Consider the following 21,318-nt stretch of genomic DNA (forward strand, 5'->3'; position numbering starts at 1 on the left):
GACTGCGCCCGTGCCAGACCCGTTGTCTGGGATCGTCCCGATGACAAGTCCCAGGACCAGACACGCGGTCATGACGCCGCGCCCGTTCCTGTGGCAACGCTCGCCCTGACGTGCGGGGCTGAACCAGCCTTGCACCACCACACCGCGTCGTCGTCGATCGAGTAGATCGGGTCGGTGATCCCGCGGGCGTCCCGGAATGTCCGGACCGCGGCGCTACACATCGGCAGTGAGTAGTCGTCGACCACGATGATCCCACCGGGCGACACCTTGTCGTACAGGTTCTCAAGGATCGCCGTGGTGGACGAGCGCAAGTCCGCGTCCATGCGCAGCAGCGCGATCCGCTCGATCGGCGCCGCAGGCAACGTATCCTCGAACCAGCCGGCGAGGAACACCACACGATCGTCGAGCAGACCGTAACGGCGGAAGTTCTCCTCGACCTCCTCCTGCGACACCGCGAGCACATCGTTGAACTGGTGCAGCGCGAGTTCGCTGTCTCCGGCCGCGTCCGATTCGGGCATGCCGCTGAACGAATCAGCGACCCAAACGCGCCGGGACGGATCCCCGTACACCTCCAGCAGCGCGCGCATGAGGATGCACACCCCGCCGCGCCATACTCCGGTCTCCACCAGGTCTCCGGCAACCCCATTGCCGAGGACGTGCTCGACGGTCGCCCGCACCTGCCGCAGGCAGCGCGAGCCCGCCATGGTGTGCGCGACTGAGGGCCAGTCCTTGCCTGCCTCCCGCAGTCGCTGGTCGTACCCCCTGCCCAGGAGGTAATGCGGGCCTGCCGGCGGATCGCGGTAGATCTCGTTGGTCAGCACACGCACGAGCAGATCGAGATAGCGGGCGTTTCCGTTCATCGAACCTCCCATCCAGACTGGGTACCCCCACCCTCCTGCCCGGTTCTCCGGTATCGCTCCGCTGCGCCTTGACCGGCGCCGTTCGACCGACACGGGGGTCGGCTGACGGTGTACTCGGCACATGACTCCTTCCCACCGTGAGGAACAGAGGCGCGCGCTCGCGATCGTCGCTCACCCCGACGACATCGAGTTCGCAGCAGGCGGCACCGTCGCGGGCTGGGTGACGCGTGGTTGGGAGGTGAGCCTGTGCGTGGTCACCGACGGGCAGCGTGGCACCGACGGCGCGCTGTCGGCGGATCGCAGAGCGGAGCAGACCGCCGCCGCGAAGGCGCTGGGCGTCGATCGGCCGCGCTTCCTCGGCTATATGGACGCCGAGGTGTCCCCCACGTTGGAACTGCGGGCGGCACTGGCAGATCTGTTACGGCTGTTGCGGCCACACCGCGTCCTCACGCACAGTCCGCGCTATGCGTGGGCCTTCCCGACCACCAGCCACCCCGACCACCGTGCGGTGGGCACCGCCACGCTCGACGCGGTCTACCCAGGAGCTAGTATCCCGAGCTCCGTAGGGAGCCCAGCAGGCCTTCCGTGGCAGGTGCCCGAGGTATGGCTGTTCGGCGATCCTGAGGCCAATCACTTCGAGGATGTCACCGACCATCTGGCGCGCAAACTCGCGGCCCTGCGCTGCCACGATTCACAACTGTCGGCTCGCGCAGGCGACGAAGCTCAGCTGCGCTCCCGCATGGCGGGAGCCGCCCGCGCGGCAGGGCTTCCGGATGGACGGCTTGCTGAAAGATTTCAGATCTTGAGGTACGTGTGATGGCAGTACCTGGGGGCTGGCTTAGAGAGGGGGGGAAAGCCGGCCCCCAGGGTTCACCAGCCCGCGCCGTTGTTCTTCAGCTGCGGGACATCGCGGGGACGGCTGAGGAACGCCATCATGAGAAGCACGGCCGCGATCCCCAGCGTCACCGCCGGCGCGGTCGCACCCTGCGGGGCGAGCAGCATGATCCAGCCGAAACCGGCGGCGCCGACCGCGCCGCCGAACTGGCGGGTAAAGGTGATCGTGCCCATCACCTGGCCGATCTGCCCCGGTGCCGCAGTCGCCTGGCCGATCAGCGTGAGTACCTGCAGCGACAGCCCGAGTGCTGCGCCAGCCAGCGCCAGACCGATGATCGCGACGGTGACCGCCGTGCCGTGCGGCAGCAACGGCAGCACCGTGAGCAGTACCAGCCCGGCGACGCCCATCACCAGCGACAGCACCGTCCACATGGCGAGGTTGCGGTTGCGGCGCACCAGCACCGAGAAAAACGTGACAATCACCAACTGCCCGATCGTCAGCGCCAGCAGCATGGCCCCGATCGCCTGTGTGCTCACCTCGGCGCCGGCGTGCAACGCGAGCGGGACGAACGTGAACGTGCCAAACAGCGTGATCCCTATCAGCAGTGTGGTCACCAGTGTCTGCCGCAGCGTCTTGATGTGGAACAGCGCCGGCGGGATCAACGGCTCGGGTGCACGGCGCTCCCGCCAGACCAGGAGCCCCACAGCGAGCAGCGTGATCATCACGAGCGGCACAGCGTAGACCGGGTTTCGCGCGAGCGTCTCGCTCGACCCGACACTAACCAACGCGCTGCCCGCGATGGCGAGCAGAAGCACGCCGGGATAGTCGAACCGCTTCAAGGTGCCGCGGCTCGGCTCTTTCGGCAGACCCCACAGCCCCAGCAGCAACGCCAGCACGCAGATGGGCAGGTTGACGTAGAAGATCGAACGCCAACCCCATGCCGAGGCCATGAACCCGCCCGCGGGCGGGCCGGCGAGCGAGGAGATACCGAACACGGCTGTCATCCAGATCTGGCGGCGGACAAGCTCTTCCTTGTCGAAGATGACCGCAACCCCACTCACCGCAGTGACGATGAGCCCGCCCGCACCGACACCCTGCAGTGCGCGGCCCGCGATGAGGACCATGGTCGTGGGCGCGATGGCACACATTAGCGACGCCAGCCCGAACACCAGCACCGAGACGACCAAGGTGAATCGCCGCCCGAAGGCGTCCCCGAGCTTGCCCCACACGGGCGTAAAGACCGTAACGGTCAGCAGCGTGCTCGCCGTTATGCCGGCCACCGCCGCCCCGAGGTGCAGGTCCTGGCTGATCACCGGCAGCGCCGCCACCACGATGTTCGTGTCGAGCTGCGCCATGAGCAGGCCCAGCAGCAACGCGGCGAAGCTCAGGTTCACCGCGAGCCGCGGGGGCCGTTTGACCGACTCTTCAGTGGTAGTGTCCACGGCGCCAACTATATGCATGTACGACCGATATATCAAGCGGAGTTTCCGCAGCTCCCAATAAGAAAATTCGAGGAGTAGGTTCGATGGATTTCCGGTGCATCAAGGTGCGGCTGCACGAGGGGCAGCGCGAGCGCGCGATCGGGTGGATGCGGGGATTCGGTTCCCGGGCCGATGAAGCCATGGAGGCGATGCGCCACAACGGGCTGCGGCACGAGGCTGTATTCCTCGGCTCCGACGACCGCGGCGACTACCTGCTGATGGTGCAGGCGAGCGACGACTTCGCAGCCACCACACGAGCGTTCCTGCAGTCCGAGTTGCCGATCGACCGCGAGGCGCTCGCCGCGCTGGGCGAGATCGGCCAACGCGGGCAAGAGCTGGAGCTTCTTGTGCAACTGGACGCCGACAGGTGAGAGCCCTGCCGGTCAGACCGGGTCGATGAGGCGGTTGCAGAAGTCCACCAGCAGCCGCCCAAAGAGCTCCTTGGCCTCGGGCGACCAGCCTTCGATCGCCTGCTCATAGACCTTGGTCTGGTACTCGACCGAACTACGCATCAACTGGCGGCCGCTCGCCGTGAGGCGTAGTGCCGCCGCACGCCGGTCCGACTTGGACGGTTCGGTGGCGACGTACCCGGCCTCCACCGCGTCGGAGACGAGCCTGCTGGCCGTCGAGGGGGCGACGTGCATGTAGTCGGCGACCGAGCGCACGGTCACCTCGCCGGACTCGGTGCGCTCACGACACGCTCGCACAGCTTGGACGACGAGAATCCCCGAGAACCGGCGCTGGTCCTGTTGCTCCGGCGCCCTCGCCAGGAGACGGACGGCACGGAACAGCATCGGTCCGGGGAGGGCATCCAGCGGTTTCACGGAGCGTCCCATGGGCGGGCAGTTTAGCGGGTGTCCGGAGCAAGACCGGACGTCGCGCGTCCCCTATCGCGGTCCGGTAATTCTCGACAACCGGGCGACGAGCCATAGTCAAGAGTTCCTGTACGGGCGCTGGGCATGCTGAGGTCACCAGGAAACAGGAGGGTGCCATGACAAAAATAACCGAGACCTCACTCGCCGCCGCGATGACCGCGATCTCCGGCGCCGAGCTCGAGGCCGCCGGAGCCGGCGATCCACTCGACCTGACTTTCGAGGAAATGGGATTCGATTCGCTGGCACGACAGGAACTCATGGGACGGGTCGAGCGGACGCACGGGATCCGATTCCCCGCCGACCTCGTGTTCAGCGACACCTCCACCCCGCGTGAGCTGCTGGCCGCAGCAGACGAGCAGGAAGACGCGACGGCATGAGCGCCGCCGCAGCGCCAGGCTGGCGCATTATGCTGGAACTCGACATCGATCCGGACCGGACCGCAGAGTTCGAAAAGGTCTGGTCCGAGGTAGGCATCAGCGTTTCCGCCGATCCCGCTAACCTAGGCCAGTGGCTGCTGCGCGACGCGGACCGGCCCCACGTCTACTACGTCGTGAGCGACTGGACGAGCCAGGAGGAGTTCCGCCGGTTCGAGCGCTCTGAGCGCCACGTGCGCCACCGCGAGCTGCTCCACCCCTACCGGCGGGCCGGTTCCATGAAAAGCATGTCCTTGGTGGCACACCTGCCCGGCGAGCACGCGTGAGCGGGTGGGACCGGCGCTTCGATAGCGCCGGTCCCACCCTCACCGGCAGAAACGGGCTAGCATGCCGTGTAGCAGATCCTCGGCACAGCGCAGCTCGTCGACCCGCACGCGCTCGTCGGCGCCGTGCATGGCCGTAAGGGTGCCGTCGTCCACGAAGTACGGATAGATCCCGAACACCGGGATCCCCTTCTCCCGCCATGGTTTCGCGCTCGTGCCACCTTCGAAGACGACAGGGGCGGTCACGACGCCGGGGTGGACCTCGGCAATGGCGTGCTGCCAGGCGGCGAACACCTCGTGTCCGGTCGACGAGTGCGGGGCCGTCCATTCGCGCTGCCACCGCGCGAGGGTCTCCGCTTCGTTTTCCCACGGCGGGCCGACCACCGCAACGTCGGCGTCGGGCCTCACACACTCGCGCACCAGATCGATCACCTCCGCCGGCGAACTGCCGCCCGGGGTGAACCTCAGCTGCAGCAGCACCGACGCCGCCGACGGCACGACGTTGGCACGCTTGCCGCCTTCGGTCGCAACGAATGCGAGAGTGCTGCGCAGCAAAGCATTGTGCAGGGCTGGGTAGCCCGAAGCCGTTACAACCCGCCTCCCGGCCGCGTCGAGCTCCGGCTGGGTCCCCGCAGCCAGCAGCTCCGTCACCGCATCCGCGAGCTCCGGATCGGCCGTGGCCTCACCCAGGCACTCGAAGTACTTCCGGTTCAGCGGCGCGAGCCGGACCGGTAGCTCCAACCGTTCCAGCCGCGTGATGATCGAGGCCAGTGCGCCGATGGCCGACCGTGGCATCGGCCGGGACGAATGCGTGGCCATCGCCACGGTACTCACCCGTAAGGCACCGAAAGTCCGCTCTGCGCAACTCATCGAGGCGAGCATCGGTGTCCTGCCGTCGGAGCCGCATAACGCCCAGCCGCCCTCGGTCACGACGGCGCCGACGTTAGCGAGTTCCGGGTGCTGCTCCAGCAGCCACGATGTACCGTGCCAGCCGCCCTCCTCGTCACAGTCGTACAGCAGGACAAGGTCGCGGTCAGGCACGGCACCGTCGTCGACGAGGCGCAGGCACGCGGTCGTCACTGCCGCGACCATGCCCTTCATATCCAGCGCACCGCGGCCGCGTAGATACCCCTCGCGCACCTCACCGGCGAACGGGTCCTCCGTCCATCCGGGCTGCACGCCGACCACGTCGGTGTGGCAGAGGAACATCAGCGGCGGCGCGGCACCTCGCCCGGCGATCCGGACCCATAGGTGTGTGTTGCCCTCCTTAGGGGTGGGAAACTGCCGCGTCTCGACTCCGCGGGAGGACCACAGCGCCTCCAGTCGCTCGACGACGGGCAGCGTCAGTCCACCCTCGCCCTGGTGCGAGGTGTCCATCCGCACCAGTTCGGCGGCCAAGTCGACGACATCGACGGTCTCACCCACCACGGTCACTCCCCCGTCTCGCACAGTACGTACCGCACGCGGACCGGAAGCGCGAGCCTGCCGCGCGCGTCGCGCCTGCGCTCGATGACCCGCGCTGTGCGCGCTCGCACCTCACCGAGCTCGCCAACGGGGATGTTCGCCCAGGCCTGTCGCAGTCCCGTCGACATTGTCCAGGCGTTCCACCGACTGCCGCTGACGATGTCCACTTCGGATGTTTCGTCGATGACGGTGACACGGGCGAAACCGCGTTCCCGCAGCACGGCGACCGTCGACTGCGGCGTCCGGTTCCAGGTGGCGGCACCTCGTTCGCGCGGATTCGGCAGGTCGCGGGGAAAAAAGGGTTCCAGTTCCGCAAACGCGTCCCGGGGTACCAGATCAGGGAGACCGTCGTCGTCGACCAGCTCGCTGTAGCAGAACCGTCCGCCGGGGCGGAGCAGCCGCGGATAGCGGGCGAGGCAGTCCGGCGCCGAGGAGAAGTGCATCACGCTGAACCCGGCCTGCACCACCTCGAAGGAGCACTCGGGGAATTCTGGCCGCGTACCGTCCATCTGCAACACGCGCGCGTTGGTCACGCCACGCCTGGCCAGGAGCTCACTGAGCCGTCGCACCATGGCCGGGGAGAGGTCGATGCCGGTGACGAAGCCGCCTGGGCCCACACGTGCGGCGGCAGGCAGCAGGGATGAGCCCATCCCGCAGCCGACGTCGAGGACCCGATCCCCGTCGCGGCCGTCGGCAAGATCCGCCAGCCGTTCGCCGAACGGGGTGAAGAAGTCGATGCCGGATGCGTCGAACTCGCTGGCGGCCTCGTCGAAAACGCGCGTGATGACCTGTACATGCCGGTCCTCTGCGGACATGGCATCGGTCCTTTCTGTTGGGTCGCCTGCGCTTTAGGAGGCGTGGCATTCGATGCAGAGCGCTTCCCGCTGCGCGCCCTGCAGAGCGACCGATGGCTCGATTCCGACCTCGTCGATCAGCCTGCGGCGGATGTCTTGGTAGATCTTGAGCGATTCGCTGCGTCGTCCCGAGCGGCTCAGCGCGCGAATCATCTGTACGTGCAGCCCTTCGTGGAGCGGGTGACGGACCGTCAATGGCGACAGATCGGAGATCGCCTCGGAGAATCGCCCGATGAGGAGCAGGTGGCGCACGCGCGCCTCGTGCACCGAGAGCAGTAGTTCCTCCAGCTGACGGGCGTGTGCCTGGAGCACGGGCCCGGTGTGCAACCCGATGAGCGCGGGCCCGCGGAACATCCGGATGCACGCGCTGTAGTACTCGATGGCCTTGGTGTGCCGGCCCGCCTCACCCGCTTCGGAAGCGCGGGAGATGCGGGCCTTGAATTCGGAGACGTCGAACTCGTCGTCACCGAGCCGCAATTGGTAACCGAACGGTTTAGTGATGAGGCGCTCTCGGGCCTTGCCGCGGTCGCCCGCACAACCGGGCGTGTAGGTCAAGCCCATTCGCAGTTGGAAGATGTAGGTCTGCAGCGTAGCGATCGCACTCTGTGGCACTGCGGCGTCGTGCCACAACTCTTCGATTAATATTTCATTGCTGACTACACGATTTGCATTCAGAGCGAGAAGTGCAATTAGCTGCCTAGGCTTCGTGGCGTGAGGCGTGAATATACACTCACCATCTTCAGCTTTCAGCTCTCCCAGTACGCTGATTCTCATGAGATCCCCCTCAAGGCCGAGCCACAGCTTTTGGAACGCATTCCTTAGCAGGAGCCTATGTGACATTGGCGGCGATGACAACCCCTTGTTCGTCATCTGTAGGGCGGTGATCGGACCTGTCTCAGCGGAAATGACCATCGTGCCGGAGGGGTGTCGCTGGCCGGTCCGGATGGTTTGCTGCCGCAGATTGCGAAAACCGTTCCGGAAGCGGCGCTGAACGCCGAGGACGAATACCTCGAATATCCCAAGGGTGACCGGCCTGTCCGCGAGGATTGAAATCACCGCAACGGGCGGTCACAGAAGACAGCGCACACCGATATCGGTCCGGTACGTATTGATGTGCCGAAGGACCGGAAATCTGAATTCAAGCCTCGAATGGTTTCGAACAATTCTCAGATGAGCTGATAAGCGGAAACTAACGAGAAGGTTCCCTGTTGCGCCCACAAAAATTCTAACACTCTCCATTTGTGGTAGCGTTGTGCGCACGCGATACCAACAGAAGGTCGAAAACCTGGTTACGCTGCCGATCGTGAAATGGGCGCATTGCCGCGGTTTGCCCACGATGATCGTTCCCCCGCTCCCACGCGTCGAATTCTGCGTGGCTCGCCCACTCACTGAGCACGACGCAGACACCCTGCGCACTGAGCGAAACTAGCAGTTCACTACCCAGCAGGCCTGGCGTGCCGTGCAGGATCTCACCGATCCGATCGAACTGCCGCTCGATCTCCGCGAGCTCCTCGGCGTCTTCGTATCGGCACCACAGCAGCACTTTCACTCGTCCGACAGCACCGGGCTCACATTCCCCCGTCGACATTGATCACCTCGCCTGTCACGTAGGAGGCCCGCGCGCTCAGCAGGAATGCGACGACCTCGCCGATTTCGCTGGGGCGGCCGAGCCGACCGAGGGCGGCCATGTGCTCGTAGCGGGCGCGGGCCTCAGGCGGCAGCGCATCGACGGCCGGGGACTCGATCACGCCCGGGGCGACGAGGTTGACCCGCCACCCGGCGGGGCCGCGTTCTTTGCAGACGCCACGCATGAGGCCGACCAACCCGGCCTTGGCGGCCGTGTAGTGGGCGCGCAAGGGCACGCCGACGGTTGCGACCTTGGATCCGATGTAGACGATGGCACCGCCGGAAGGCAGCAGCGGGACCACGGCCTGGGTGAGAGCGAACGCGGCGGTGAGATTGGTGTCCAGGACGCGCTGCCACTCCTGCTCGGACAACTCTTCCAGCTTGACGTGGCTGATCGCACCGGCGCAGGTGACCATGCCGTCGAGCATGCCGTCGCAGGCCGCCAGCAGATCGGCACGACCGGCCGGGGAAGTGAGGTCTCCTCGGGCCACACGGTGCTCGGCCGCCGGGTTCGCGGCCGACAGTTCGGTGAGGGTGGCCTCCGCCTCGCCCTCGTCCTGGTGGTACCCCGCCACGACAGTGGCGCCGTGGCGGGCCAGCGTCACCGACACGCCCCGTCCGATACCCCGGGTGCCTCCGGTGACCATGATCCGCTTGCCCGCCAGATCCGTCATCGTGTCGCTCCTTCGTCTTCTGCAGCCAGTTGCTCTAGCCGTTTCTTGATCCGGTCCATCTGCACGCGGGTGTTCGCATCGATCCGGGCACGCATCGCCTCGTCGTCCAGTGGCGCGTCGTCACGGAGGTGGAAGTGCTGGCGCCACAGCATTTCCGTGCCACCGTGGCGTTCGGTGTAGCTCCAGAAGATTTCCATGTGCTCGAACGGGCCAGGGTCGATCCGCTTCGCCCGCACAGTGCGGGTTGCGCGGTCGGGGCGCCGTTCCGAGACCCAGCTCCAGGTCCGGTGGTGTTCGTCGGGCACCGTCGTCAACCGGAACACGATCCGTTCCGGTGTCTGTTCGAGAACCTCGGCCGCGGCGTACTCGGAATAGAGGGAGGGCCAGTTCGCGACGTCGTTAGTCACCTCCCAGACCAGGTCGAGCGGTGCCTTGATGAACACGGTGTTCTCGGTGGAAGCAGCCATTACTCCTCATTCTGTCGGCGCTAGTGTCGCGTTCGGCGCCTTGAGCACCAGGGCAGAGTTGAACCCGCCGTACCCGCGCGCCACCACGAGCGCAGTGGATAGGCGGGCTTCCCGCGCTTCGTTCACGAGGTCCAGCGCCGGGTGCGCGGGCGGGCGGTGCGGCGCCGGCGGAATCACCCCGTGTCGCATGGCGAGCAGCGCGGTCGCCACGTCTACGGCGCCACCGCCGGAATAGAGCCGACCGTAGCCGGATTTCGGAGCTGTCACGGGGACCTTGCGCGGGCCGAAGACCGTAGCGAGTGCCTCGCTTTCGGTGCTGTCCCAGCCGGCCACCGCGGCGGCGTCCGCGAAGACCACGTCGATCTCGTCGGGTCGGACCCGTGCTTGCGCAAGCGCCTGGCGTATTGCCACGCGCAGGGAGGACGGCCGCTCACTGCCCGGCGACGGGTCGATCGAAGCGCCGTAGCCCGCGATGCTGCCGTAGGGCTCGGCTGAGCGTAGCCGTGCGGCATCGAGGGTTTCGGCGACGAGGACCGCTCCGCCCTCACCGGGGACCCAGCCGTCGGCCTCGTCCTGGAAGGGTAGATAGGCTCGCCCGGATAGCAGCCCGCTGGACCACTGGCACACCATGCCGTAGGGGCTGAGCGCGGAATCGGTGCCGCCGCAAAGCATGATCGACGAGGTGCCGTCGTCCAGTGCCTGGCCAGCCACTGCGAGGGCGTCGAGGCCGCCCGCACCCTCGGCCACGACCGCGTCGCACTGACCGCGGATGCGGTGGTGGATCGACGTCTGGCCGGTGGTGGCCGCGTAGAACCAGGCGATGGACTGGTAGGCGCTGACGTGGTGCGGGCCGGCGGCCCACAGTGCGTTGATTTCACGCTGGCCGAATTCGACCCCGCCCGCAGAGCTGGCGAGGGAGACCCCGGCGCCGTACTCGGCGACGGTCTCCAGGTCCAGTCCTGCATCCGCCAGTGCGAGAGCGCCTTCTTCGAGGCCCTGCCTTGTCCACACGTCCGTCTGCGCGAGCAGCCGCGGCGGGATGTCGGTGGCCTCATGGTCACGCAGTTGGCCGGCGCGGGTGAACGGGTAGTAGCTGCGATCGAAGCGAGTCAATTCGCTCAGGGTCACGGTGCCGGCGCACACGGTCTCCCAGAACTCCTTGTGCCCTTTCCCCGACGAGGTCCACACGCCGATGCCGGTGATGACCGCCGTCATGCCGACCAGCCCTCGTCAGTCAGCGCCACGGCACTCTGGAATCCGCCGAATCCGGAACCGACGCTGACCAGGGCGCGGACCCGCGCAGCGCGGCCGGTGCCCGGCACATAGTCGAGGTCGCACTCGGGGTCGGGGGTCCGGTAGTTGGCGGTAGGGACGATGAACTGGTGGCGCAGCATCAACGCGCACGCGGCGAGCTCGAGGGTGCCGATGGCGCCAAGGGAGTGACCGATCATGCTCTTGATGGAGCTCATCGGGATCGAGCGTGCCCGTGGGCCCAGCGCAGCCTTGACCGCCGCAGTCTCGTGCCGGTCGTTCTGCTTGGTACCGGAACCGTGCGCATTGACGTAGTCGATGTCGGCCGCGTCGAGGCCGCTCACCTCCAGCGCGGCACGAATGGCCTCGGCCAGCTCGCGGCCGTCGGTGCGCAACCCGGTCATGTGGTAGGCGTTGGCACGGCTCTCGGCCGCCAGCAGGCGGGCGTAGACATCGGCGCCTCGGTTTTCGGCGTCACGCGGTTTCTCCAGGACCAACGCTGCCGCCCCCTCCCCCAGCACAAACCCGTCACGATCGCGGTCGAAGGGGCGGCTGGCGTGCACCGGGTCGTCGTTGTTGGGGCTGGTGGCCTTGATCGCGTCGAAACAGGCCACGGTGATCGGCGAGATGGGGGCGTCGGCTCCGACCACAACCACGGCGTCGAGATCGCAGGCGTGCAGCATTCGCAGGCCATGCCGCGCGACGTCGAGGCCCGAGGTGCAGCCGTTGGACACCATCCGACAAGGTCCCTCGGCTCCGACCGTCCATGCGATGTCGCGGAGGATGCTGCTGGGCACGAGGTGATCGTGCAACCGGGTATCGGCGCGGTCGACGTCGACCAGCCAACGCGCACCACGGCCGCTGAGGCGCACATACTCGCGTTCCAGCGCGATAGTGCAGCCGACCGCACTACCCGCCACAACGCCGATCCGCTCAGGCGCGGCGTGGATCCCCGCGTCCTGCCACGCCTCGGCGGCCGCGGCGACGGCGAGCTGGTTGGCCCGGTCGGCACCGTGCAGCCGCGTGTCGGTCACCGCACCGTCGTCGAACTCGCATTCCGCAGCGATCTGCGAGCGGAACGGCGCGGGGTCGAAGCTGCTGATCCTGCGAGTAGCCGTGCGACCCGAAGAGATCAGCTCCCAGAACGCATCCCGGCCCGCGCGCCCGGGCGCGATCGCCCCGACCCCGGTAATCGCTGCGGTGGGTCTAGTCCTGTGCATACCCGGTTCCCTTGTGCCCAGGTCCGTCCCCGGGCGTCCGTTCCATACCCACCGTGTCCGTCTCACTGTTGACGACACCCGCCACCTCGGTCTCCACGTGCCCCAGTTCGGGCGAGGGCGCGATACCGTAAAGGCCGAACACCACTCGTGCGGGTGCGGCGGACTCGTTGAGCACGCGGTGCCGCACATGGCGCGGGATACGGATCGCGCCGCCGGTATCCAGCGGTGTGTAGTCGCCGTCGAGGCCGACCACGACGGAGCCAGAGACAACGAACAGGCACTCCTCGGAGAACGGGTGGTAGTGCTCGCGAAACACCTCGCCAGGGCCGAGGTCAAGCACGCCGAACAGGCCGTCCGCGCAGCCGGAGGCCGGTCCGAACAACAACCGCATCGAGCCGCCGCGGTGGGTGCGGGCAGGGACGTCGTCAAGGGACTTCTGGCGGGCAGTGAGATCTTCCGTGGTCACTGCTTTCCTTCCTCGGCGGACCAGCTGTAGAACTCCTTGGCCATGGCGTCGCCGGGTCCACGCCACTCCGGCGAGTACGGGGTGACGAAGGCCGACAGTCGCTCGTTCACCGAGCGGAAGTCCGGGTCGTCCCGCATCTGCTCGAGCGGGCCGAGGACCGGGGAGTCGGCGTCGATAAGGTGGAAGTAGAGGTCCCGGTAGTAGAACAGGGACCGCCTGCGCACGCCGAGCCGGTGCGGCAAGCCAGTGTTGTCGGAGTCGGCGAAAATCCGTCCGATGTCGGCGAGCGAACGCCTGTCCGCGCGGGCGACGATGAGCGTCCGGTGTTGTCCGGTCACCGGGTACCTCCTTCGGTTGGCGTACTACGGGGATCGTGGCGGCTGAGGCCTCCAGCAGCGGTCCAGGCGTGATCCTCAAGAGCGGCGCGCTTCGGTGCCATCACCATGGGCCGCATGCGAGAACTGCTGACTGTCCTGGTACTCCTGGGCTCTGGGGTGACCGCAGGCGTGATGTCCTGCGTCGCACTGAGCCTCATCCCCGCATTTCGTGCCCTGCCGTACGAGGAGTACGTCACGTCCCACATCCTGTTCGGCAGGCACTTCGACAAGGTGATGCCACCGATCGTCGTGGGAACAGTGCTGGGCATGACCGCCCTGCTGGTCGTGGCGGGCCCGGCCCCGCTGAACGTCGGCGCGCTGGCGTGCCAGTGCACCGTGTCGTTGGTGTCCCAGTTCGGGAACGTGCCCATCAACCGCTGGGTCAAGTCGGGCCGGTGCCCGGCGGAGAAGGACCCGCGCGCCGCGTGGCGTCGCTGGCACTTCGCGCGACTCGCAGCGTCGCTGGCGGCACTGCTGCTCTTCAGCATCTGGGTGGTCATCGGCTGATCGGCCAGCGCACCGGCAGGCTGTCAAGGATCACATGCAGCCCGGGCAGGTACTCCGGCTCGTGCCCGGGAACCAGTTCTAGCCCGGGCAGCCGCTGCGCGAGCCTGCGCAATGTGAGCGTGAGCAGCTGCCTGCCCAATGCCTCGCCGACACAGGCGCGCGGACCATGGCCGAAGCCGAAGTGCTCGACGTGGCCACGGTCCAGCCGGATCTCATCCGGGTCAGAGAACACAGCACCGTCGCGATCGGCCGACTGATAGCTGATCATGAGCTCGGTTTTCGGCGGCATCGTCACGGCCCCGACCCTTACCGTCTTGGTGGTGCGTCGCATGAGGCCACGCAGCGGGCTTCGGTAGCGGACCAATTCGTCGGCCGCGGTGGCGGCCAGGTCCGGGTCGGTCACCAGCCGTTGCCACAGCGGTGGCCGACGCAGCAGTTCCAGCAAGCTGGTGCCGAGTGCGGCGGTGGTGGTGAAGTGGCCGGCCGCGATGAGACCCGTCATACCGTCGACGACCGCTTTCCGCTCAGCCACGGTGAGCGCGCCCGTACCCGAGGCGATCGCCGCGACGAGGTCGCTGAACAGATCGTCGCGTGGGACTTCGCGGCGCGCCTGGGCGTAGCGGTCGAGCAGCCGCTGGTAGCCGACGACCTCGCGGGCGAGCGAGATCTGTTCGTCGGCGGACAGCTGGGCGGCGACGGAGTGCAGTTTCATGAACCGGTAGGTGCCGTCGACGAATTCGTCGACGTCCGCGGGGTCGATCCCGAGCACCGGTGCCTTGACCCGCACGGGCAGCTGCCGGGCGAATTCGGCCATCAGCTCGGCCTCTCCGCGGTCGGCGAACTGGTCGATCAGGAAGTCGATCTCGGCTAGCGTCCGTTTCTCGCGCTCCGCGATCCGCTTCGGATCGAAGGCGTTCATCAGCGGCATGCGGACGCGTTTGCGGGCCTCGTCGACAGCCTCCTCGCGGATAGCCACCGGGACTTCGGAGAAGGTCTTGGCCAGCTCGGCGTAGGCGGCGTCGGTGAGGCGGGCGAGCCTGTCGGGGACCGTGGCGAGGCTGAACGCCTTGGTGTTGCCGAGGATCGCCTTCACGTCGTCGTAGCGGGTCACGATCCAGGCGTCCAGCTCGGGCGAGTGGAACACCGGTTCTGTTTCGCGGGCCTCGGCCAGGAGTTCGTCCTGCGGATCGACGGCGAACGGCCGGAAGCGAGTGCCGATGGGCTCGTCCTCAAACCGTTCGGCCGTGTCCAGTGCCCGCCCGATGTCCGCACGGGACGGCGGCTGCGGCCAGCTCGCGGCGATGAACCCATCGGGGCGGATCAGCACGGCACCGCCCTCGCCCAGGCCGTAGACTCGGCGCCATTCGCTCTCAGGATCGGTGTGCTTGCCGCCGGGGCCGATCAGGACCGCGTCCAGCGGGTGCTGCCAGGCGGCGAGTCCAGCAGCGAGGTCGGCGGAAGCACTGTGGTGCCCGTCGACCAAGATCGTGAAGCGACCGTAGCGGCACAGGTTGTGGAGCGAGGCCGGACCGTCGGGGCCGGCCAGCATGACGTGCGGCGCCCGGCAGCCCGGTTCGGCGATCCGCTCGCGGGGGTCGTCGACCCGCACCTCCCCTTTCGTGGACTCTCCGTCCATGGAGTAGCGGTAACCGAACGACACGGCGAGCTCGTCGAGCATACGGTCCGAGACATCCCCCAGCGCGCTGCCCTGGCGGATGGTGAACCGCAGCATCGACTGCGAGACAACGAGATGGGCGACCGGCAGCCGTTCGGTCTCGTAGGTGTCGAGCAGGCCGGGCGAGGCGTGACCGTGCTGCACGTGTGCGATCTTCCAGCACAGGTTGTGCACGTCCTGGATTCCGGTACTGGCGCCGAAGGCGCCGGTGGGCGGCATGACGTGGGCGGCGTCTCCCGCGAGGAACACGCGCCCAGAGCGCATGCGGTCGGCGGTACGGCCGGCGATCTCCCACGGCAGCAGCTCGTCGCTGAGCACCTCAACTTCGAGGTCGGGCACACCGATGCCGTCGCGGGTCTTCTGCACGCACCATTCGCGATCGAACTCGGCGGCGTCCTCGCCCTTCTCCGGGTAGTAGGAGACGTTGAAGACCCAGCGGTCGACGTTGTCCAGGGGCATGAGGGTGCCCTTGAACCGATCGTTGAGCACATAGGCGGCGATGATGCGACGGCCGCGCAGGTAGGGCTTGAGATCCGCGCGGAAGAAGTAGCTCACCATCGACGACAGCCTTCCGGGGCCCTCGACGCCGATACCGAGTTCGTCTCGAAGTGGACTGCGACCACCGTCGGCGGCGATCACGTAATCCGCCGTCACCTCCTGCTCGGTGCCGGTGGCGCGGTCGCGCAGCCGCACGCGGACACAATCGTCCTGCTGGCTGAGGCTGACACATTCGGTGCCGAAGCGGATCTCGCCCGCATCCTCGGATAGCTGTTCCAGCAACAGCGGTTCAAGACGGTTCTGGTCGATGAGGGACCAGCCGTGCGAGCTGACGAAGCTGACCTCGTCGTGCGGCGCACGGGGCAGCCGGATCCGTTCCTCGCCGGCGAGCGAGTGAACGTGGACAAGCTGGTTGTTCTCCGCGATGGGCGAGCGGTTGGCGGTAAGCGCCTCCGCGAGGCCCAGCGCGCCGAGCACCTCGGTGGTGCGGGGGTTGAGCGCCCGCGCCTTGGGATGGCTGGAGGTCGTGGAGTGGCGGTCGACGAGCAGGAACCCGACATCGAGCCGGGCCAGGCACAGCGCCGCCGATAGCCCGGTGAGGCCCCCGCCGACGATCAGCACAGGAACGTGCGTGTCGCTCACTTCGGCACCTTTCATGGTCTTCGAGAAGGGAGGAATGTGGTCAGCGACGTGCGACGACGACGGTGTGATCATCGAGCACCCGGTACGACTGCGGGGAGTGGAAACCGGCCTCGGCGAGCCACTGCGATAGCTGATCAACGCTGTATTCGGAGCCGCCGCCCGAGGCGAGCATGAAAGTGAGGCTGTAGAAGAGGCGGTGCAGGTCAAGCGGCGATCCGTCGATCATGCGGTCGTACACGACGACCATCCCGCCGGGGTTGAGCGCGCGGTGCGCACGTTCCATGAGGATGAGGCGGTTCTCCGGGCTCCAGTCGTGCAGCACGTGCCCGAACACCAGTACATCGACCTTCGGTAGGTCGTCGGCGAAGAAGTCGCCTGCCTGGAAGGTGACCCGGCCGACGGTGCCTAGAGCGGCTACGTGCTCGTCGAAGAACGGCTCGGACTGGGCCCGGTCGAAGCAGACGCCCTTCAGATGCGGCTGGGCGAGCACAAGATGTGCGGCCAGGTTGCCGCGGCAGCCTCCGATGTCGGCGAAGCTCGTGAACTCATCCCACGGCAGCAGCCGGGCCAGCTCCCGCGCCATGGCGGTGCTGTGGGAATCCATCGCCGTCATGAAGCGGCGCACGCGGTCGGCCTGGGTGTGCACATTGACCCGGAACAGGTGGTCACTGTCATCGGGCGGGATCGGGGCTTGAGCCTGGCCAGTACGCAACGCCGTGGTGAGCTTGCCCCACGCCGGATAGAACGTGTCGTTCGTGGTCTCGGCAAACCCGCCGACAAAGGTGGGCTTCGCACGGTCGAGGTACAACTCGCTCACGGGGCTGTTGCGATAACGGTCGCCCTCCTTCGCCAGCAGGTCGAGCTCGACGAGCACTTCGAGAAAGTGGCGGCTCAGCCGTGGATGCAGGCTCAGTTCCCGGCGGAGTTCGGCCTCGGTCATGCCCCCGCTCCCGGCGAGGATGGAGAACAGGTCGATCTCGACTGCGGACATGAGCGCCTTGGAACCGCAATAGGCGAGCAGCACCTCGTGGAAATGCTGCGGCGTCAGGGGGGCCTGTTCCGCTCTGGTCTGGCCGATCTCGGTCGTGGTCACGTTGGGTACCTGCCTTCGGAAGTGCGTCCGGCGTCGTCACCAGCACACCCGGCGCCACTCCAGTCGACCGTGATTGCTGGTTGTCGATCGCAGCTGGATCACCACCTGACGAACAGGGGGAAGTGTCGATGGCGAAACCGGGACAAGGAGGCTGCCGATGTCCGGAACCGTGCCCGAACCCGCCCCGATCGGGGACCAGTACGACCCGATCCGGCTCCAACCGTCCCCCTGGGGCTTCTACGCCAGGGCACGGCGGGAGGAGCCGGTCTTCTACGCGCCGGCAACAGGCGCTTACATGGTGACCAGGTACGAGGACGTGCGTCGGGTGCTCGGCGACGTCGACGTCTTCTCGATGGCGGGCGTGCTGCGCGTCATGGAGGTGCTGAGCGAGGACGCACGCACCGAGCTGCAGAAAGCGTTCCCGCCCTTCCCACCGGACGAGGAACCCGGTGACGCCGCACGACTGAAGGCCCGCGAACCGATCTCCCGGGCGTTCAGTCCAGAGCGGGTGCGGACGATGGACGCGGAGCTGACGGCGGCGATTTCAGCGCTGCTGGACGACCTGGACGCGCGGGGGCCGGGCGACCTGATGACGACAGTGGGCCGCCCGCTGCCGATCCACGGCAAAGCGATCGCGCTGGGATTGCGCAGCGAGGACCTGCCCGCGCTGGTAGACGGAGCGTACGCCCTTTCGGTGCTCAGTTCTGGCGGATCCACGTTGGACGGCCACACGCAACTGGAGCTCGCACGCGCGGTCGTGCCCTACCAAGCGATGCTGTCGGATTACGTCAACGAGCGAATCGCGACGCGGGGAACAGATCTGATCTCGCAGATCGTCACCGCGGTCGAGGAGGCCGCAAGCACCCGCAATCCCTCAGCGGTGACCCGGACGACCGTGGAGACGCTGATCGCACTGATCGGCGCGGGGCAGAGCACCACGACGTCGTCATTCGGGCTGGCCGTGCACCGGCTGCTCAGCGACGGCGAGGGCTGGCGAAAACTCGCCGCCGACCCGAGGCTGGCGCCGGTGGCAGTCGAGGAACTGCTGCGGCTGGACTCCCCTATCCAGGCCCTGAAGCGCCGCACAACGTGCCCGGTGACGCTCGGCGGAATCGACCTGGACAGCGGAACCGACGTGATGGCCGTGTTCGCCTCGGCCAACCGGGACGAGACAGAGTTCGAGGACGGCGACACGCTGCGCATCGGCCGCAGTCCGAACCGCCACCTGGCCTTCGGCTACGGGCCGCGCTTCTGCGTGGGCATACACCTGGCGCGGCGGTTGCTCTCGGGCGCGCTCGGCGGGTTGGCGCAGCGGCACCCGGATCTGCGTCCAGCGGGCGAGCCCGCGATGACATTGTGGCCCGGGATACATCGGTTGGTCCGCACACTCGAAATCACGTGGTGAAGGAGACTCCCATGCGCATTCTGGCCGTGACGAACCCCGCCGAGGGGCATTTCTACCCGATGGTGCCGTTCCTGCAAGCAGCGCGCGTCGCGGGGCACGAGGTCTTGGTGGGCGCCGCCGAGAGTTTCTTGCCGCAGGTGGTCGGGGCGGGCCTGACCGCCGTGGCGACCGCGCCGGCGATGGAGATGGTTGACGTGATGCGGCCTGATTCCAGTGAGGACGGGCCCCGGCAGCCACCAACCGAGAGCGCCGCCCGCGTGGGCACCGGACAGGGGTTCGGCAGGCTCGCGGTCCTCACCCATACCGGCCTCACCAAGGTATGCAAGACGTGGCAGCCCGACGTCATCGTGAGCGAGACGTCCGCCTACGCAGCGGGGATCGCCGCTGCACGGACCGGTTGCCCCCACGTGGAATTCCACTGGGGCATTCCGTTACACCCCGAGGTGCAGGAGGCGGCGGTGAAGTTCCTCGCTGGCCGGAATCTCATCCCAGCAGCGCCCTCACGAACGCTCGGCGTGTGCCCACCGTCGTTCCTGATGAAACCGGAGACCACTCCAGACTGGACCATGCGTTACGTGCCCTACAACGGCCCTGCCGAGATGCCCTACGAGTTCCTCGTGCGACCCGCCCGCCAGCGGGTACTCGTGACCCTGGGGACCGTACTGCCCCGCTACGGCAATGTGCGAACTCTCATAACGGATCTGGTCGCCGCCCTGTCTGCACAGGACCTCGACATCGTGGTGGGGATGCGCGAGTCGGACCGGATACGGCTGGGTGATCCGGCCACGCTCCCCGAAGCCGTACGCAAAGCGGTGTGGACGCCACTCGCCACCGTCGTGGGCACTTGCGCAGCCGTCGTCCACCACGGCGGATCGGGCACGACGATGACCGCGCTCTCGTTCGGTACCCCCCAGGTAGTCGTACCGCATTTCGCCGACCAGTTCGTCAACGCCACGCACCTTGTGGCGTCCGGATGTGGCATCCAGGCGGACAGTGCCACGCCGGGCGCGGACATCGCCGGCCTGGTGGACCGGCTGCTCTCCTTCCCCCGCTACGCGGAGCGGGCCGCCGCGGTGGCGGAGGACTGTCGTGCCCAGCCCACGCCATCGGAGGTCGCCGATCAGCTCGTGCATTCCCTGACGAAAGGACTTTCCGGTGTCTGACGTGAAAACCTCGAGGCGTGATCTCGGGCTTGGCTGCCTGAGCATGATCGGCGCTTACGGCGTCGAAGACCCCGGCGACGTGGCCGCGACCGTCCGTCTGGCGCTCGACCGCGGCGTGGGCGTCATCGACACAGCCGATTACTACGGCGACGGAGCCAACGAGGAGCTGATCGGCCGCGTACTGGCCGGGCGCCGCGACGACATCACCCTCGCGGTGAAGACCGGCATACGGCCGGATCCAGACCAGGGCAAGATCCTCGACGGTTCGCCTGAGTATCTACGCTCGGCGTGCGACGGGTCGCTCAAGCGGCTCGGGGTCGACCACCTCGATTTGTACTGCTTGGCGTGGGTGGACCCGAAGGTGCCGATCGAGGATTCCGTCGGCGCGCTCGGGGAGCTGGTGGCGGCCGGCAAGATCGGTGGGCTCGGGCTGTCGGAGGTGGCCGTGGGCACGCTGCGCCGGGCGTGCGCGGTGTCCCCGGTCTCCGCGCTGCTGACCGAGTACTCACTGTGGCAACGGCACACCGAGCCGGCAATCCTGCCTGCGGCCGAGGAACTCGGAGTGCGGCTTTGGGCCTACGCGCCGTTGGGCCGGGGTTTCCTCACCGGCACCGTCTACGGCATGGCCCACCTCGACGAGGGCGACTGGCGGCACAATTTCCCGCGGTTCCTGGACGACCACGTGGGCCGCAACCTTGCGTTGCTGGGTCCGCTGCGCGGTGTCGCCGACCGCCACGGGGCCACCATGGCCCAGGTCGCGCTCGCCTGGGTCATGTCCCGGCCGTCGGCACCGCTAGCGCTGGTCGGTTGTAAGACCCCCCAGCACCTGGAGGAAGACCTGGCTGCGGTGGACCTCGAACTCGACGAGGAGGATCTGAAACGACTGGACGCGAGCTTCCCGTCGGACGCAATCAGCGGTGACCGCTACGCCCCCATGGTCGCAGCGCTCATGGACGACGACTCCTGAAGACCCCTGCTACCGGACAACGCGGCGGTTACCCGGACGCCGTCGGGCTAGGACAAGCCGGTGCGGACCACCGATCACCCGATATCGGTATCGCGGCAACACGATCCCAACCCCTGCGCCACAGCCAACCACGCCTGACGGCAGACACCGTCCCACCGTGTTGCATGCGATGCCAGGAGAGGCCAAATCGCTCAGCCAAGTGCTTCGCGTAGCGCTGCGTG

The 21,318-nt window shown here is 67.4% G+C and carries 24 protein-coding genes and 1 pseudogene; 10 read left to right on the top strand and 15 right to left on the bottom strand.

The genetic code is table 11. The features are described 5' to 3' along the window. Window positions 1-68: 68 nt before the first annotated feature. The gene (locus tag ACIA76_RS36040) at window positions 69-872 is read right to left on the bottom strand and encodes a TylF/MycF/NovP-related O-methyltransferase (protein ID WP_397158660.1); all 804 of its coding nucleotides are present in this window, start codon (window positions 870-872) and stop codon (window positions 69-71) included. Between the two features lie 109 nt (window positions 873-981). Between ACIA76_RS36040 and ACIA76_RS36045 the strand changes: the two genes are divergently transcribed. Further along, window positions 982-1,677, top strand: a complete 696-nt coding sequence (locus ACIA76_RS36045) for a PIG-L deacetylase family protein (protein WP_397158662.1) — start codon at window positions 982-984, stop codon at window positions 1,675-1,677. A 53-nt stretch (window positions 1,678-1,730) separates the two neighbouring features. On the opposite strand, the gene ACIA76_RS36050 is transcribed toward ACIA76_RS36045, so the two are convergent. Then, window positions 1,731-3,137 carry an MFS transporter gene (locus tag ACIA76_RS36050; RefSeq protein ID WP_397158664.1) on the bottom strand — a complete coding sequence of 469 codons (1,407 nt, stop codon included), beginning with the start codon at window positions 3,135-3,137 and terminating at the stop codon, window positions 1,731-1,733. An 83-nt stretch (window positions 3,138-3,220) separates the two neighbouring features. On the opposite strand from ACIA76_RS36050, the gene ACIA76_RS36055 reads away from it, so the two are divergent. After that, window positions 3,221-3,547, top strand: a complete 327-nt coding sequence (locus ACIA76_RS36055; RefSeq protein ID WP_397158666.1) for a DUF6176 family protein — start codon at window positions 3,221-3,223, stop codon at window positions 3,545-3,547. A 12-nt stretch (window positions 3,548-3,559) separates the two neighbouring features. Here the strand turns inward: ACIA76_RS36055 and ACIA76_RS36060 are convergent, their stop codons facing one another. Next, the gene (locus tag ACIA76_RS36060) at window positions 3,560-4,012 is read right to left on the bottom strand and encodes a MarR family winged helix-turn-helix transcriptional regulator (protein ID WP_397158668.1); all 453 of its coding nucleotides are present in this window, start codon (window positions 4,010-4,012) and stop codon (window positions 3,560-3,562) included. A gap of 155 nt (window positions 4,013-4,167) precedes the next feature. Between ACIA76_RS36060 and ACIA76_RS36065 the strand changes: the two genes are divergently transcribed. Together ACIA76_RS36065 and ACIA76_RS36070 are read left to right on the top strand one after the other, a co-directional pair. Continuing rightward, the gene (locus ACIA76_RS36065; protein ID WP_397158670.1) at window positions 4,168-4,428 is read left to right on the top strand and encodes an acyl carrier protein; all 261 of its coding nucleotides are present in this window, start codon (window positions 4,168-4,170) and stop codon (window positions 4,426-4,428) included. Beyond that, window positions 4,425-4,751, top strand: coding sequence for an antibiotic biosynthesis monooxygenase family protein (locus ACIA76_RS36070; protein WP_397158672.1), 327 nt, complete (start codon window positions 4,425-4,427; stop codon window positions 4,749-4,751). Before ACIA76_RS36065 ends, ACIA76_RS36070 begins: the two co-directional genes overlap by 4 nt. A 39-nt stretch (window positions 4,752-4,790) precedes the next feature. On the opposite strand, the gene ACIA76_RS36075 is transcribed toward ACIA76_RS36070, so the two are convergent. The 3 genes from ACIA76_RS36075 to ACIA76_RS36085 are packed head-to-tail and all read right to left on the bottom strand — an operon-like array spanning window position 4,791 to window position 7,840. Beyond that, window positions 4,791-6,173, bottom strand: coding sequence for a M20/M25/M40 family metallo-hydrolase (locus tag ACIA76_RS36075; protein ID WP_397158674.1), 1,383 nt, complete (start codon window positions 6,171-6,173; stop codon window positions 4,791-4,793). A 5-nt stretch (window positions 6,174-6,178) separates the two neighbouring features. Beyond that, window positions 6,179-7,027: a class I SAM-dependent methyltransferase gene (locus ACIA76_RS36080; RefSeq protein WP_397158676.1), complete on the bottom strand. Its 849-nt coding sequence runs from the start codon at window positions 7,025-7,027 to the stop codon at window positions 6,179-6,181. Window positions 7,028-7,060: 33 nt separating this feature from the next. Continuing rightward, window positions 7,061-7,840: a BTAD domain-containing putative transcriptional regulator gene (locus ACIA76_RS36085; RefSeq protein WP_397158677.1), complete on the bottom strand. Its 780-nt coding sequence runs from the start codon at window positions 7,838-7,840 to the stop codon at window positions 7,061-7,063. Between the two features lie 150 nt (window positions 7,841-7,990). Here ACIA76_RS36085 and ACIA76_RS36090 point away from each other — a divergent pair, with 150 nt between their 5' ends. Together ACIA76_RS36090 and ACIA76_RS36095 are read left to right on the top strand one after the other, a co-directional pair. Then, window positions 7,991-8,116, top strand: a complete 126-nt coding sequence (locus tag ACIA76_RS36090) for a hypothetical protein (RefSeq protein ID WP_397158678.1) — start codon at window positions 7,991-7,993, stop codon at window positions 8,114-8,116. Between the two features lie 12 nt (window positions 8,117-8,128). After that, window positions 8,129-8,245, top strand: a pseudogene (locus ACIA76_RS36095) (hypothetical protein); the annotation flags it as partial. A 46-nt stretch (window positions 8,246-8,291) separates the two neighbouring features. Here the strand turns inward: ACIA76_RS36095 and ACIA76_RS36100 are convergent. The 7 genes from ACIA76_RS36100 to ACIA76_RS36130 are packed head-to-tail and all read right to left on the bottom strand — an operon-like array spanning window position 8,292 to window position 13,108. Beyond that, complete coding sequence (locus tag ACIA76_RS36100; RefSeq protein ID WP_397158680.1) at window positions 8,292-8,615, bottom strand: antibiotic biosynthesis monooxygenase family protein; 324 nt, start codon at window positions 8,613-8,615, stop codon at window positions 8,292-8,294. Between the two features lie 19 nt (window positions 8,616-8,634). Beyond that, window positions 8,635-9,366: an SDR family NAD(P)-dependent oxidoreductase gene (locus tag ACIA76_RS36105; protein WP_397158681.1), complete on the bottom strand. Its 732-nt coding sequence runs from the start codon at window positions 9,364-9,366 to the stop codon at window positions 8,635-8,637. Next, complete coding sequence (locus ACIA76_RS36110; protein WP_397158683.1) at window positions 9,363-9,833, bottom strand: SRPBCC family protein; 471 nt, start codon at window positions 9,831-9,833, stop codon at window positions 9,363-9,365. The genes ACIA76_RS36105 and ACIA76_RS36110 overlap by 4 nt, the downstream gene beginning before the upstream one ends. Before the next feature lie 6 nt (window positions 9,834-9,839). Beyond that, entirely contained in the window at window positions 9,840-11,048 is a 1,209-nt protein-coding gene (locus ACIA76_RS36115) for a beta-ketoacyl synthase N-terminal-like domain-containing protein (protein WP_397158685.1), read from the bottom strand. Next, the gene (locus ACIA76_RS36120) at window positions 11,045-12,304 is read right to left on the bottom strand and encodes a beta-ketoacyl-[acyl-carrier-protein] synthase family protein (protein ID WP_397158686.1); all 1,260 of its coding nucleotides are present in this window, start codon (window positions 12,302-12,304) and stop codon (window positions 11,045-11,047) included. Before ACIA76_RS36120 ends, ACIA76_RS36115 begins: the two co-directional genes overlap by 4 nt. Further along, a complete protein-coding gene (locus tag ACIA76_RS36125; protein ID WP_397158688.1) occupies window positions 12,291-12,770 on the bottom strand; it encodes a cupin domain-containing protein in 480 nt (159 codons plus the stop codon). The genes ACIA76_RS36120 and ACIA76_RS36125 overlap by 14 nt, the downstream gene beginning before the upstream one ends. Beyond that, complete coding sequence (locus tag ACIA76_RS36130) at window positions 12,767-13,108, bottom strand: TcmI family type II polyketide cyclase (protein ID WP_397158690.1); 342 nt, start codon at window positions 13,106-13,108, stop codon at window positions 12,767-12,769. Before ACIA76_RS36130 ends, ACIA76_RS36125 begins: the two co-directional genes overlap by 4 nt. 114 nt (window positions 13,109-13,222) lie before the next feature. Between ACIA76_RS36130 and ACIA76_RS36135 the strand changes: the two genes are divergently transcribed. Next, complete coding sequence (locus ACIA76_RS36135; protein ID WP_397158691.1) at window positions 13,223-13,654, top strand: anthrone oxygenase family protein; 432 nt, start codon at window positions 13,223-13,225, stop codon at window positions 13,652-13,654. On the opposite strand, the gene ACIA76_RS36140 is transcribed toward ACIA76_RS36135, so the two are convergent. Both ACIA76_RS36140 and ACIA76_RS36145 read right to left on the bottom strand, forming a co-directional pair. Further along, window positions 13,644-16,469, bottom strand: a complete 2,826-nt coding sequence (locus tag ACIA76_RS36140) for a cytochrome P450 (protein ID WP_397158693.1) — start codon at window positions 16,467-16,469, stop codon at window positions 13,644-13,646. The genes ACIA76_RS36135 and ACIA76_RS36140 overlap by 11 nt on opposite strands. A gap of 40 nt (window positions 16,470-16,509) precedes the next feature. Further along, on the bottom strand, window positions 16,510-17,562 hold the full coding sequence (locus ACIA76_RS36145) for a methyltransferase (RefSeq protein WP_397158695.1): 1,053 nt from the start codon (window positions 17,560-17,562) through the stop codon (window positions 16,510-16,512). 157 nt (window positions 17,563-17,719) lie between these two features. On the opposite strand from ACIA76_RS36145, the gene ACIA76_RS36150 reads away from it, so the two are divergent. The 3 genes from ACIA76_RS36150 to ACIA76_RS36160 are packed head-to-tail and all read left to right on the top strand — an operon-like array spanning window position 17,720 to window position 21,097. After that, window positions 17,720-18,967: a cytochrome P450 gene (locus ACIA76_RS36150; protein WP_397158696.1), complete on the top strand. Its 1,248-nt coding sequence runs from the start codon at window positions 17,720-17,722 to the stop codon at window positions 18,965-18,967. Window positions 18,968-18,978: 11 nt separating this feature from the next. Beyond that, the gene (locus ACIA76_RS36155) at window positions 18,979-20,130 is read left to right on the top strand and encodes a nucleotide disphospho-sugar-binding domain-containing protein (protein ID WP_397158698.1); all 1,152 of its coding nucleotides are present in this window, start codon (window positions 18,979-18,981) and stop codon (window positions 20,128-20,130) included. Continuing rightward, entirely contained in the window at window positions 20,123-21,097 is a 975-nt protein-coding gene (locus tag ACIA76_RS36160) for an aldo/keto reductase (protein ID WP_397158700.1), read from the top strand. Before ACIA76_RS36155 ends, ACIA76_RS36160 begins: the two co-directional genes overlap by 8 nt. Window positions 21,098-21,318 lie beyond the last annotated feature (221 nt).

Origin of the sequence: Nocardia sp. NPDC051570, assembly GCF_044454005.1 — a bacterium.
GTDB lineage: Bacteria > Actinomycetota > Actinomycetes > Mycobacteriales > Mycobacteriaceae > Nocardia.

Bases quoted from the DNA above. Each gene is read 5' to 3' on its own strand.
- ACIA76_RS36115 (WP_397158685.1), bottom strand. From the start codon at position 11,048: ATGACGGCGGTCATCACCGGCATCGGCGTGTGGACCTCGTCGGGGAAA.
- ACIA76_RS36120 (WP_397158686.1), bottom strand. From the start codon at position 12,304: ATGCACAGGACTAGACCCACCGCAGCGATTACCGGGGTCGGGGCGATC.
- ACIA76_RS36065 (WP_397158670.1), top strand. From the start codon at position 4,168: ATGACAAAAATAACCGAGACCTCACTCGCCGCCGCGATGACCGCGATC.
- ACIA76_RS36150 (WP_397158696.1), top strand. From the start codon at position 17,720: ATGTCCGGAACCGTGCCCGAACCCGCCCCGATCGGGGACCAGTACGAC.
- ACIA76_RS36045 (WP_397158662.1), top strand. From the start codon at position 982: ATGACTCCTTCCCACCGTGAGGAACAGAGGCGCGCGCTCGCGATCGTC.
- ACIA76_RS36040 (WP_397158660.1), bottom strand. From the start codon at position 872: ATGGGAGGTTCGATGAACGGAAACGCCCGCTATCTCGATCTGCTCGTG.
- ACIA76_RS36070 (WP_397158672.1), top strand. From the start codon at position 4,425: ATGAGCGCCGCCGCAGCGCCAGGCTGGCGCATTATGCTGGAACTCGAC.
- ACIA76_RS36155 (WP_397158698.1), top strand. From the start codon at position 18,979: ATGCGCATTCTGGCCGTGACGAACCCCGCCGAGGGGCATTTCTACCCG.
- ACIA76_RS36080 (WP_397158676.1), bottom strand. From the start codon at position 7,027: ATGTCCGCAGAGGACCGGCATGTACAGGTCATCACGCGCGTTTTCGAC.
- ACIA76_RS36135 (WP_397158691.1), top strand. From the start codon at position 13,223: ATGCGAGAACTGCTGACTGTCCTGGTACTCCTGGGCTCTGGGGTGACC.
- ACIA76_RS36055 (WP_397158666.1), top strand. From the start codon at position 3,221: ATGGATTTCCGGTGCATCAAGGTGCGGCTGCACGAGGGGCAGCGCGAG.
- ACIA76_RS36060 (WP_397158668.1), bottom strand. From the start codon at position 4,012: ATGGGACGCTCCGTGAAACCGCTGGATGCCCTCCCCGGACCGATGCTG.
- ACIA76_RS36110 (WP_397158683.1), bottom strand. From the start codon at position 9,833: ATGGCTGCTTCCACCGAGAACACCGTGTTCATCAAGGCACCGCTCGAC.
- ACIA76_RS36105 (WP_397158681.1), bottom strand. From the start codon at position 9,366: ATGACGGATCTGGCGGGCAAGCGGATCATGGTCACCGGAGGCACCCGG.
- ACIA76_RS36085 (WP_397158677.1), bottom strand. From the start codon at position 7,840: ATGAGAATCAGCGTACTGGGAGAGCTGAAAGCTGAAGATGGTGAGTGT.